11 protein-coding genes are annotated in these 12,517 nt (G+C 43.9%); 4 read left to right on the top strand and 7 right to left on the bottom strand.

The genetic code is table 11. The features are described from left to right. Positions 1-17 precede the first annotated feature (17 nt). The 6 genes from AAHJ11_RS08830 to AAHJ11_RS08805 all read right to left on the bottom strand — a co-directional run bounded on the left by AAHJ11_RS08830 (position 18) and on the right by AAHJ11_RS08805 (position 6,042). Entirely contained in the window at positions 18-3,146 is a 3,129-nt protein-coding gene (locus AAHJ11_RS08830) for a hypothetical protein (RefSeq protein WP_413579376.1), read from the bottom strand. A gap of 150 nt (positions 3,147-3,296) precedes the next feature. Then, positions 3,297-3,392, bottom strand: coding sequence for a smalltalk protein (locus AAHJ11_RS08825; protein ID WP_005681936.1), 96 nt, complete (start codon positions 3,390-3,392; stop codon positions 3,297-3,299). A gap of 5 nt (positions 3,393-3,397) precedes the next feature. Next, entirely contained in the window at positions 3,398-3,925 is a 528-nt protein-coding gene (locus AAHJ11_RS08820) for an N-acetylmuramoyl-L-alanine amidase (RefSeq protein WP_195650721.1), read from the bottom strand. A gap of 101 nt (positions 3,926-4,026) precedes the next feature. Then, complete coding sequence (locus AAHJ11_RS08815) at positions 4,027-4,545, bottom strand: HU family DNA-binding protein (RefSeq protein WP_120079432.1); 519 nt, start codon at positions 4,543-4,545, stop codon at positions 4,027-4,029. A gap of 204 nt (positions 4,546-4,749) precedes the next feature. Beyond that, complete coding sequence (locus AAHJ11_RS08810) at positions 4,750-5,619, bottom strand: DUF4373 domain-containing protein (RefSeq protein WP_413579374.1); 870 nt, start codon at positions 5,617-5,619, stop codon at positions 4,750-4,752. Positions 5,620-5,655: 36 nt separating this feature from the next. After that, positions 5,656-6,042 carry a hypothetical protein gene (locus tag AAHJ11_RS08805; protein ID WP_320983222.1) on the bottom strand — a complete coding sequence of 129 codons (387 nt, stop codon included), beginning with the start codon at positions 6,040-6,042 and terminating at the stop codon, positions 5,656-5,658. A gap of 482 nt (positions 6,043-6,524) precedes the next feature. Between AAHJ11_RS08805 and AAHJ11_RS08800 the strand changes: the two genes are divergently transcribed. After that, the gene (locus tag AAHJ11_RS08800; RefSeq protein ID WP_413579373.1) at positions 6,525-7,238 is read left to right on the top strand and encodes a LexA family transcriptional regulator; all 714 of its coding nucleotides are present in this window, start codon (positions 6,525-6,527) and stop codon (positions 7,236-7,238) included. 82 nt (positions 7,239-7,320) lie between these two features. Here AAHJ11_RS08800 and miaB read toward each other — a convergent pair whose 3' ends face one another. Continuing rightward, positions 7,321-8,694: a tRNA (N6-isopentenyl adenosine(37)-C2)-methylthiotransferase MiaB gene (miaB, locus tag AAHJ11_RS08795; protein WP_148367735.1), complete on the bottom strand. Its 1,374-nt coding sequence runs from the start codon at positions 8,692-8,694 to the stop codon at positions 7,321-7,323. A 336-nt stretch (positions 8,695-9,030) separates the two neighbouring features. On the opposite strand from miaB, the gene AAHJ11_RS08790 reads away from it, so the two are divergent. From AAHJ11_RS08790 to AAHJ11_RS08780, 3 genes are all read left to right on the top strand, one after another. Beyond that, the gene (locus tag AAHJ11_RS08790; protein WP_148367734.1) at positions 9,031-9,504 is read left to right on the top strand and encodes a ferrichrome ABC transporter substrate-binding protein; all 474 of its coding nucleotides are present in this window, start codon (positions 9,031-9,033) and stop codon (positions 9,502-9,504) included. Positions 9,505-9,684: 180 nt separating this feature from the next. Beyond that, positions 9,685-11,184 carry an acetyl-CoA hydrolase/transferase family protein gene (locus AAHJ11_RS08785; RefSeq protein ID WP_148367733.1) on the top strand — a complete coding sequence of 500 codons (1,500 nt, stop codon included), beginning with the start codon at positions 9,685-9,687 and terminating at the stop codon, positions 11,182-11,184. A 131-nt stretch (positions 11,185-11,315) separates the two neighbouring features. Beyond that, the gene (locus tag AAHJ11_RS08780) at positions 11,316-12,512 is read left to right on the top strand and encodes an ATP-binding protein (protein ID WP_148367732.1); all 1,197 of its coding nucleotides are present in this window, start codon (positions 11,316-11,318) and stop codon (positions 12,510-12,512) included. Positions 12,513-12,517 lie beyond the last annotated feature (5 nt).

Genomic DNA, 12,517 nt, shown 5'->3' with positions numbered 1-12,517 from the left:
ATTCATTGAATTACTGGTCATTTACCAAAATGATAAATATACTGTTGAAGCATTACCTTACGGGTGTCCGCATCCAGATAATAACGATCTGTCAGCCGGCTATAATTATCATATTCAAATTTCGTTATGACATTATTGGGATCGGTAATGGAAACAACTCCCTGCAAAGGGGCATATTCATAGGTGGTAACCCGCGTATTACCGGGAAGTCTCTCACGAAGAGAGTTTATCTTATCCCATATCTCTTCAGTAGGTACGGCAAGTGAAGCCCAATCACCGAAAACGTCTTCGATATTTCCATCATAACCAAGCGCCACAGCCACTTGTTGCCGGGTGGCATTTTCGATCTTGGCTATGGGATAGCGGTTGCGATACCCCCAAATAAAGAGAACAGGCGTCCCGTCCTTTGCTGCAATTTCGCACACATTGCTATTACTGTCATACGATTTGTATACGACCTCGTCACGAAAGTCCGCCATTCGGTCGGTTTTAAACTGTACCCTCTCCGGAAGGCATGTACCGGACTTGAACAAGGCTCTCTTTTCCGTGCTTTGCTCGTCTTCGACGTGTTTGTGCAAAGAAAGTATGGCAGGATAACCATCCAGATAGGTATAGTGATCCGAAAACTGTATACCGTCACTGTTTGTAAAATCCACCCTACATGGCTTAAGCGAGGAGCCGGGTTTGTAAAGATGCCCGTCGTCATACGTATATTGCTTTTCTGTCGACATCATCTGTCGTCTCCCATTCACCTTGCAGTAGTATTGTGTCGTTTCTTTATCGAGGGCCCAATACGTTTCACAATCCAAATAATAAGTGGTCCTCATATTCGTAGCGGAATGGGTATTGTCATTGTCAACCACAAATACCGGCTTGTCAAGCAGTCCATTCGGTTTTTTCATGTACAAATCAACATCCACCATCAGCTTCCGGACAGGAAGGTCCACAGGAATGTTATACGGACCCGCAATTACTTTCTTATATTTGTATCGGACAGATGACACTAGCTCTTGCCCGTCGAAACGGTCTATGCGCATAAGTGACCCATTTCTCTGGTTGGTCGCAGAATAGCTTGTAACAAAATCATCAGAAGGTTCATAAGGATGTCCGGGAAGCATCCGTCCAAGTCGATTCAAAACGTTTTCCGGTTGATTCAACATAAACTTCCGGACAGAAGCGGATGTATTCTCTCCATCTTCCCAATGCAGAACGTCCTCAAAAGCATGCGCATCCACATGATAGTAATAGACGGTCTTTTGTGAAATGCCTCCTCCCAATATCTCTTCACTGACAACATTGTACATCACCGGACTTCCATTACGAAATGTGATATTAGATACGGGCATTGAATGATAGACAGTCAAGTATTCGTTCCATAAAAATTGTCCGTTGTCCAATACTTGTGTCACTGTGGAGCAATAATCGCGCTCTGTAACTATGTGCTTGACAGCCCCGCCACCCCAAATGGGTTCATACTTTTCATCATTGACAACCGTCAGACCATATCTATAATTCTTACAGATTCTTTTCCTTGTTTCCGGATCGTAGGTTTCTATGCTCTTCACCCGCAAGCCGCCAACCGGATAGAGATAGTCTCTATACTCCGCCCGTTGGTTATTGTCACGAAATGCGCCGTAATTGCCTTCGTAAGAGAAAGAGGTTTCAACACCTTGCGGATCTGTTATCCGGTCAAGAATACCCACAATGTTGCCAGACGCTTCACGGTCTATCCCGACTGTATTCTCAAACAATACAGTGTCTTTTCTTCCCGTGTTATTGGTATCCGGTAAAGGTATTCTTTTTGAAAAGTTCGGCACTGTCAACTTACTACCATTAGCACTCGCTTCCGAACCGTTCATAAACCCCCAATGGTCTACAGCCTTCGTATAGATGGAAGGAACGCTGTTTACACCCACATACCTGAATGAATAAGTTTGCGATTCTGCACCGGGAGCGGAGATACGCACAGAATCAAGTTTGGTCAAAGAGGTTTTTCCATTATAGGGAGTTACATAAAAGGTAATGGTACGCACCACTTCTCCATTCTCATCCGTCACTTGCATTTTATCTAGCACACTTGTATTGTTAGGCACTTCACCTACTGCTTTATAACTGACAGACAACCTGTTTCCCATAAAATTCACCTGTGCCAATCGGGTAGTACTCATTCTACCCTCCGCACAGTAACTACCTGATGGGTAACTCATATTCGCTACATAGCTCGAAACGCTCTCTTTATTGGCATTGGGTAAGGAGGAGGAGGAACCTGACGATCTGCCTGCAGTGATTTGATAATAGTTATTGCCACCGCTTTTTTGTTCCATCAGATACAATTTGGGACTCCCGTCTTTATCCCTTTCATCAAAGACCAGCCTGTCATTCAAATTATAATATGAACCAGGTTCCAATTGATTCTGAAGCGTTTGATACTGAAAACTAACCAATGTAGGGTGCGGATAACGGGCTGAACAAATAGAGGTACACATCCAGCGGGTAATAATATCATTCATCTTCTCGTGTACACCGTTGAACAAATATTTGACGCCATTTCCATCTGTTATATTCATATCACTTTCAGCATACCTTACAACATCGCTGTTATGAGGCACAGTAATAAGGGGGGAAGACCTGTCTGAAAAATATCCGCTTCCACCACCGACCGGCAATTTATAAGTGAACTTATCAGGACGTGTATCCCGTTTATTATCCACCATCTCCCCATAATAAATCAATCTGTCTCTTTCATCACCGGGGACTGTATTTTGAGAGAAATATCGATCAAACCACCCATAATAGTCATTGTCCGCCACCCCAACCACCTGCCGGGCTATAGACGGTTCGAGATTCAATGTCCAGCCTGTTCCCGCATATCCGCTCCCTTCTTTGGGTTTAAGCCCCGAAGCATGATAGGACAAAGTAACAGGTATGGTAACCTCTCCTGCCACAATATCATACAAGGGAATCGTTATGTCAGGTACTCCCGTACAATGATCTACAGGATAAGACTGGTATTTCACCATAGCCGTAGCCGATGGAGAAAGTGGAACAAATCTTGGAACATCCAGATTAATTCCATCTTCACTCTGCCCATTGGCAGACAAAGCCGCAAAAAAGGCTGACAATATAAGGAATAGCCTCTTTAGCATTATTTTTTTATTCGTATATAGATAATTCATAACTCGTTTTTTCAATTATTCATCAATAAAATAGTTCAGTCAATACAAAGTGAATTAGCAGAGTCCTTCCATTTCACAAGATCATGATTCATGGAAGAACTACTACTTAACTCTATGCTTTTACAAATTCATCGCATTAGCGCCCAAAACGCCGGCCAAAGCCGAAGCCACTGCGATAACCACCTTCAGGATCATGTCCCAAACTGATTTCTTCATTGCCATCATTTACCTCCTTTCTGTTCTTTAATGTGTTGTGTTACTCTGTGTTCTTCCGTTTTTTCTGTTTTGATAGCAAACTCCTCAAGTTCCTTGAATTCCTTTGCCACCTCAAAACACGGACACGATTTAATCCACTCTTCCGGTTCTATCTCACCATTCCCATTGAGATCGGGCGAAAGATCCCGGTGTCCGCATACCCGGCAGCCGGGGAATTTCCTTTGCAACTGCTCAACAAGTTGCCGGAGAGTAGCCCGTTGTGCCGGAGTCCGGGTATCTGCCGGGCGTCCCCGGCAGTCCAGACCACCTTCATAGCAGATACCTATTGAATGAGTATTGAAACCTTTTGCGTGTGCTCCGACACGTTCGATTGCTCGGGTGAGATGCGCTGTTCCATCCTTGCGGATATAATAGTGATAGCCTGTTCCGTTGAATCCGCGACGTCGGTGCAACCGGTCCAAATCTTCCGGAGAAAGTGTACAATCCTCCCTCGTGGCGCTGCAATGCACCACAATCAAGTTGATAATCCTCATGTTAGTGGATGATTTCTAGTTTAGTTAAAAGTCAAATGTTTAGTTAAGCCTACGAAGTTTGTCGTTTACATTTTGTGTACTATTCACTGCTGTGACACCATTTATGCAGCCGGATCGGGTGCTTCTCCACCTCCTTCATTACCGCCTCCACCGGGCTTGTCGCTTCCACCGGAGTTACCGCCTTCCGCACTACCCGCATCGGAAACAAGTTTATCATAACGAGCACACTTCGCACCGGTCACCATCGAACGGGTAGCGGTAGTGCGGTCAAGGTTCCTGGTAGTCGCCGGTTGGAATCGGACGGTAAGCGTAGCCTGTGCAGCCGACACTTCGTCAGAGGTTTCCACACCTTTGCCGCGAGCCACCATCACCATACGGAAGGTACCAAGACCGTCCACGCTTACGCTTTCCGAAGATTGTAAGTGTTGCCCCATCACCGTCACAAGGTTGTCGAGTGTGTTTTTTACGTCACCCGGAGAGAGGGAAGAGTAGGCTGCTATTTCTTTCGAAAGTTGTGCGGAATCTACGTTTCCCGAACGTACAACTCGGGGATAGAAGAGTTTTTTACCGCTTTTTTTGTCTTCCAGAGTTGACTGGAAGGGTTTGTACAATACTGGCATAATTGTAATAGTTTTTAGTCGTTAATAATTCTAGTTAGTCTGTGTCTTTAAGCTTATCGACAATGCAAATATAAGACCTTATTTCTGTCTGTGCAAGAGATTTTAAAAGTGTGCGTTAATAAATTCGTTAATATAGAAACCTGTTATTATATTACTAATTTACAACATATTACATAACAAAACAGCATCACAACCCTTATTAATTCAGTCATTCAGGACACTCAACAAATAATGACCGGGCAGTTTGATCTTTCCGGCACTTGCCCGAATGACGCCGAACCCCTTCCAAACCTTACCACCGATTTCTCCGTAATTACTTTTCAGCACGATTGCATACTGTTCGGAGGGAGGAATATGATAAAGACGAAGGTTATCCAACAGTCCGGAAAGGTTGCGCGGGTGTCCGTCAGCAGGAGCTTGCATCCGGTCAATATCCGACTGTGTCAGTTCGTGTTTCTTCTTCGCCGGTTTTCTGTTAGAAAAATCTCCTCCCTCTTCTTCCTCATCCCCTCCTTTGGGCAAAGGAGGGTTAGGGAGGATGTTTTCTTTCCTTTCTTTTTCTTTTCTTTTTATGAGGGTGCTTTTTGTTGCAGTACCCGGGGATTCTGTTACAGTATCGAGGGTTTGCGTTACAATATCCGGGGTTTCTGCAACAGCATCCGGAAGGGTGGAGTGTACGGTTTCCTCATCCGGCAGCAGACAATAGTCCGGAGAAATATGACGGCGGCTGCGACGTTTAGTGATAAAAAGGAACTGCCGCTGAATGTCGGCGGAAGTCAGGATGCCGTAACGTTCGTAGAGAGAGGAATCGAAGAAACCGTACTCCACAAACAGATGAAGCACCCGCCGGACACTATCGTTATCCGTGCTGAAGAGCTGGTCGGAGAGTTCATCATAGAAGTCATCGTCGACATGAATATAATAACCCTCGCCCGAATATAGATAAGACAGGGTATAGAGCAGGATTGTGAAGGCAGAATCGCCTTCACGCTTCATCACACGGCGTACGACACGGTCGTGCATAAAATCGGTATTCAAAGGGAAATAGTCAAGCCCTTGTTTTATTCGTCCCATGATATAAATTGTTTTTATAAATCAGTCTGCCAATTCTTATTTTAATCCTGATTTTGATTCTAATTCCAATTCAAAGACTGATCCGGATTGGGATTCAGAACCTGATTCGGGTTCAAACTCCGATTCACGGACTTTCCGCCTTTTCCGTTCAATGCTGGCAGCTACGGTTTCAAGGGCATGCAGAATAAGTTCCCGTCGCAACGCGGGATCTTCCGTAGAGGTAATTACCGGATAACTGCTTTCCCTGTTGCATGCCAGGGAGCATTTCTCGTTCTTCCGGTGGTTCCGGCTGACAGTTTTACGACATTCTTTACAGTAGTTGCCGGGAAGACCGGTTTTCTTATTGATATAAAAGGCACTTGCCGGAAGAGAGCGTTTGCAACATCCGCAAACGCACAGTGTTTGTACTTTTGAGCTTTTCATTTTGTTATCCAATTATAAATTATAAATACTAGTTTCTATCAGTCAGGTCTGTAATCATTCAAATACGAAGTATTCGTATACAATATGTTATCCTTTTGTTATCCTATTGCCAGGTATTAACATCTGGCGTCTCAGATATTAATGGTTAGAGAAATAGCTATTAACACTTGAGGAAATAGCTGTTAACAGGTATCAGCAAGCTTTCCGCAGGCGGCGGATGAGAAATTTTCAAGGTTTCGGTGTTTTTCTTGAAGTTTTGCATGGCATATCCGTTTTTAATTTATATTTTTGAAACGTTTTCTATTAATCAATGGGACAAAGATAGAATATTTTTTCATAAATAAAACAGCGATTTTCATTTTTAATCTTAACTATTTTACAAGTCATTGATTATAAACATATAGTAAACACATTTTTTTAGTCAGCCATTTTATAGCTGCCATTTATAAATCCGGGATTAGTCTTTTAAATAAAAAAACAGAATGGATACAAATTTGGATGTATTAGGTATCATCAAGCGTGCCAAACAGGCATTGAACTTAAAGAGAGACAGTGAACTAGCTGAATATCTGAAAGTTTCGAGAGCAACAGTAACCAATTGGGGTGCACGGAACAGCATTGATTTCCGTCTGCTGCTCGATAAATTCGGGGACAAGGTGGACTACAATTGGTTATTATTGGGAAAAGGGAATCCGAAACACCAACCGAGATTTTGTGAAAGCGAACTGGTGCAGGGAGAAGTCGAAATCATACACAATCCGAAAACACCAGAACCGATAGACGACCGTAGCGTGACATTATACGACATTACGGCAGCTGCGAACCTGAAAACATTGTTCACCAACAAAAAGCAGTATGCACTGGGAAAGATATTGATTCCGAATATTTCCGTCTGCGACGGAGCAGTCTACGTCAACGGAGACAGCATGTATCCTATATTGAAATCGGGAGATATTATCGGATACAAGGAAATTAGCAGTTTCGACAACGTGATTTACGGGGAAATATACCTGGTGTCGTTTATGATTGACGGAGACGAGTATCTGGCGGTGAAGTACGTGAATCGTTCGGAAAAAGAAGGGTATTTAAAGCTCGTGAGCTATAATACTCATCATGAGCCGATGGATATTCCATTCGTGTCCATCAATGCGATGGCAATTGTGAAGTTCTCCATCAGGAGACACATGATGATGTAAGGTCCACCACAGAGGACACGGAGGACACAGAGGTCTTTTTCTTCCTTGAAACTCTGTGTCCTCCGTGTCCTCTGTGGTAAAATCAGATTTCTTCCCCCTTCAGCGTAGCCGAACTGGCTTCCGTGACACGCACGTTGACGAAATCACCGACACGGTGCGTACCTCTGTCGAACACCACCACACGGTTCTGCTCCGTACGGCCGAACAGCTGGTCGCGCGAACGCTTGGAAACTCCTTCTACAAGCACTTCATACGTTTTACCGATGCAACGCTGGTTGGATTCGGCAGACAGACGGTTCTGCAAAGCGATAATTTCGTTCAGGCGGCGCACTTTCACCTCTTCGGACACATTATCTTCGAGATGCTTCGATGCATACGTTCCCGGACGTTCGGAGTATTTAAACATGAAAGCAGCATCGTATCCACATTCTTCCATCAGCGAAAGTGACAAGGCATGATCCTCTTCCGTTTCAGAATGAAAACCGGAGAAAATATCGGTAGTCAATCCGCAATCGGGAATGATACGTTTGATAGCTGCCACCCGGTCCAGATACCACTCACGGGTATATTTACGGTTCATCAGTTTCAGAATACGCGAACTGCCGCTCTGCACAGGCAGATGGATGTGTTTACACACATTGGGGACTTGCGCAATTACTTCCAGCGTCTCATCGCTCATGTCTTTCGGATGGGAAGTTGTGAAACGAATGCGCACTCCCGGAGCAGCTTCAGCCACCGTTCGGAGCAACATCGGGAAAGTAACCACTTCGCCTGTCGGTCTTTCAAAACGGTAAGAGTTGACATTCTGCCCCAACAGGGTGACTTCCTTATAGCCTTTCGCCACGAGGTCTGCCACTTCATTCAGGATGCTTTCTACGTCACGGCTACGCTCGCGTCCACGAGTATAGGGCACGATGCAATAGGTGCAGAAGTTATTGCAGCCACGCATGATGGATACAAAACCCGAAATATGATTGCCGCAGATACGCGACGGAATCACATCCCGATAAGTCTCGGTAGTAGAAAGTTCCACATTGATTGCTTTTTCACCGGTTTCTACGGCGGCAATCAGGTCGGGCAACGTCAGGTAAGCATCCGGCCCCACAACGAGGTCGACATGATGATTCGTTATCAGATCATCCTTTACCCGTTCGGCCATACAACCCAATACACCTACAATCAGGTGCTTTTTCTTTTTCTTCAGCGAGTGGAAAAACTCCAGGCGATTCAGAATCTTCTGCTCCGCATTGTCGCGGATGGAACAGGTATTCATAAACACGGCATCGGCTTCCTCCAGCGTTTCGGCTACGGAATAACCCGCCATTTGCATCACCGAGGCAATCACCTCACTGTCGGCTACGTTCATCTGGCAGCCATAGGTTTCGATAAACAACTTTTTGTTGTCATCATTCATTTCAGTTGCGGATTTAAAGTCCGCTCCCGTTAATTCATTCATACTCAAATCTTAGTTTAAAAATTCGGATGCAAAGATACGGCTTCGCTTTCAATAAGTAGTGAATTGATATCAAAATAACGCAAAAACTTATGATTTGGCAAGCAAATTTGTAATTAATGTTAAGGGAATAAACATTTTTAGGCGATATGCTTGGCAAATTTAAATTTATTTTTCACATTTGTGCAATGAAAGAAACATTAGATTTTTTCATAGTTAAGGTTTAGGTTAAAAAAATTAAGGGGAGCTGTGAAGCTGCCCTTTTTTCATACTAAAAAGTTAGCCTGAACCAGATAAAATACGTAACTTTGGCAGATAACTAATTAGCAGTGAAACACAATGGAAGATTTTTTGAAATTTCTCTTGATAGCAGGTGTCATTCTTGTGGGAATATTCAAAGAGGTGAATAAGAATAGTAAATCGAAAAAAGCTAAGAATAAACGCCCCGTTTCCCCGATGCCATCCCCCGTTGAAGTAGCTCCGGATGCAGTTCCTATGCCCGAGGCATGGGGCGGCCCCAAGTCGCTGGAAGAATTGTTCCAGCCTAAACCTATCGAACCGCCAACCCGGAAAAAGCATTCACAACAGACGCCACCCGGAAAAGTTCCGAAGCAGAAAAAGAAAAGAGAAGAAGTTTCCGTTGCCGCATCCCTGGCAAACAGTGCCGCGCAAGATCAATTGAACAACAGGCAAGGTTCTCATTACGACGCTCTCAACAAATCATCCGATAACAACGAAGACTTCACAATTCATTCGGCAGAAGAAGCCCGCCGAGCCATTATCTGGGGGGAGATACTTCAACGGAAATACTGACGGAAATTATAAAGACATATATTTCAGGCACGGATTACACGGATTACGCTATTGCTTTATGCAATCCCTAACTTTCCGAAAACCGTGAAATCCGTGTAATCCGTGCCTGAAATTTTAATAAGAAATCGAATTATTAACCGATAAAATATCAACTGTATTTTAACACGAAATTTACTATTTATGTCATTCAATCGTATTTCGGCAGCGGAAGCTGCAAGCCTGATCAAACATGGCTATAACATCGGCCTAAGCGGATTTACTCCCGCCGGAACGGCCAAGGCTGTAACAGCCGAACTCGCAAAAATTGCTGAAGCAGAACATGCGAAAGGAAACCCGTTTCAAGTAGGAATTTTCACAGGCGCATCAACAGGGGAATCCTGTGACGGTGTACTGTCACGCGCCAAAGCCATCCGCTACCGCGCTCCTTATACTACCAACGCCGACTTCCGCAAAGCTGTGAACAACGGAGAGATTGCCTACAACGACATACATCTCTCACAAATGGCACAGGAAGTGCGCTACGGGTTCATGGGTAAAGTGAACGTAGCCATTATCGAAGCCTGCGAAGTGACTCCCGACGGAAAGATTTATCTGACTGCCGCCGGTGGTATTTCGCCGACTATCTGCCGTCTTGCCGACCAGATTATCGTGGAGTTGAACAGCGCACACAGCAAATCCGGTATGGGTATGCACGACGTATACGAACCGCTCGACCCGCCTTACCGCCGCGAAATACCGATCTACAAACCGAGTGACCGTATCGGACTGCCTTACGTTCAGGTAGACCCGAAAAAGATTATAGGCGTAGTAGAAACCAACTGGCCGGACGAAGCGCGTTCTTTCGCTGCTGCTGATCCGTTGACCGACAAAATCGGACAGAATGTTGCCGACTTCCTTGCTGCCGACATGAAACGCGGTATTATCCCGCCTAGTTTCTTGCCTTTGCAATCGGGTGTAGGAAACATCGCCAACGCCGTACTCGGTGCATTGGGACGTGACAAAACGATTCCTGCATTTGAGATGTACACAGAGGTAATCCAGAATTCCGTGATCGGATTGATTCGCGAAGGACGTATCAAATTCGGTAGTGCCTGCTCACTGACTGTTACAAACGACTGTCTGGAAGGTATTTACAACGATATGGATTTCTTCCGCGATAAATTGGTTCTCCGTCCGTCGGAAATCTCAAACAGCCCGGAAATAGTACGCCGTCTCGGTGTCATTTCCATCAATACAGCCATCGAAGTTGACCTGTACGGCAATGTAAACTCTACCCATATCGGCGGAACAAAAATGATGAACGGCATCGGTGGTTCGGGAGACTTTACCCGCAACGCTTACATTTCTATCTTCACTTGTCCGTCTGTGGCCAAAGAAGGTAAAATCAGTGCGATCGTACCGATGGTATCCCACCACGACCACACAGAGCACGATGTCAACATCGTTATCACCGAGCAAGGTGTTGCCGATCTTCGTGGCAAGAGCCCGAAAGAACGCGCACAAGCCATCATCGAAAACTGTGCACATCCTGACTATAAAGAGCTTCTTTGGGATTACCTCAAGCTGGCCGGTAACAGAGCACAGACTCCGCACGCTATTCAGGCTGCACTGGGCATGCACGCAGAGTTGGCTAAAAGTGGCGATATGAAGAATACCAATTGGACTGAATACGCAAAGTAAATAGAATATAGAATTTACAGTATTCGATTCAAAACAAGTATAATTGTATTCTCTGGTAAACAAAATCCAACTATTTTTGTTTATTAGAGAATACAATTATATCTTTGTAGAAGAATCAATAAGTTACTCCTATGAAACAGTTATTCACCACATTCTATCAACTTAAAGAACGGGTCTCTCTGGATTTCATCAGATACCTGTATCATGAAATTCGTTGGAACAATCGACTGATAGCTATAACAGGTGCACGCGGAACAGGAAAAACTACCCTGATGCTTCAATACATAAAAGAGCATTACCCCGGCTATGGCAATGAAGCACTCTACGTTTCATTAGACAATATATGGTTCACCACTCATTCATTATTTGAACTGGCTGACGAGTTTCAGAAAATGGGAGGAAAAGCTTTGTTTTTGGACGAAGTACACAAATACCCCACCTGGTCAAGAGAAATAAAAAACATCTATGACAGTTATCCGGACATAAAAATAGTATTCACAGGATCTTCTTTATTGGAAATACACAAAGGCGAAGCAGACCTCTCAAGAAGGGCTGTTACCTATCATCTTCATGGCCTTTCTTTCCGTGAATTCTTACTATTCGAATATGGATATAAAATGGAAGCACTTACACTTTCTGATATTCTGAACCGACATATCGAAATGGCCATGAACGTAAACAAACAGTTGAAGCCGCTTGTAGCGTTCAACGAATACTTAGCTTACGGCTATTTCCCTTTTTATAAAGAAGATAAAATATTGTATCATGAGAAACTATTAGCCACCCTGAATACAATTCTGGATGTAGATCTACCTTCTACTGAAAAAATAGATTATTACTCCATTGGTAAAATAAAAAAACTATTTGCCATACTCGCCGGACTTGTACCCTATATTCCCAATATATCAATGCTTAGTAAGGAGATAGAAGTCAGTCGTATCAGTCTGTTGAATTATCTATCCTATCTCCAAAAAGCCCAAGCCATCCTACTACTTGACAAAGAAGCTTCCGGCATCAAACAACTGGCAAAACCGGAAAAAATTTATTTAGGTAATACAAATTATGCATACGCATTGGGAGGAGAAAAAACAGATATAGGAAATGTCCGGGAAACATTCTTCTTTAATCAAACAGTCGTAAAACATAAGGTTACCTATTCCTCCCAAATAGATTTCACATTGAATGAAACATATAATTTCGAAATAGGTGGTAAAAACAAAACTCAAAAACAATTAGCGGGAGTGGAGAATGGATACCTAGCCCTTGATAACATAGAAATCGGATTCAACAACGAGATTCCACTTTGGTTGTTCGGGCTAATGTATTAACATAG

The organism is Bacteroides sp. 90-K9/2, from assembly GCF_047310725.1.
Taxonomy (GTDB): domain Bacteria; phylum Bacteroidota; class Bacteroidia; order Bacteroidales; family Bacteroidaceae; genus Bacteroides; species Bacteroides vicugnae.
Note: the sequence above shows the minus strand (reverse complement) of the source record. Positions and strands in the feature narration are given on the sequence as shown.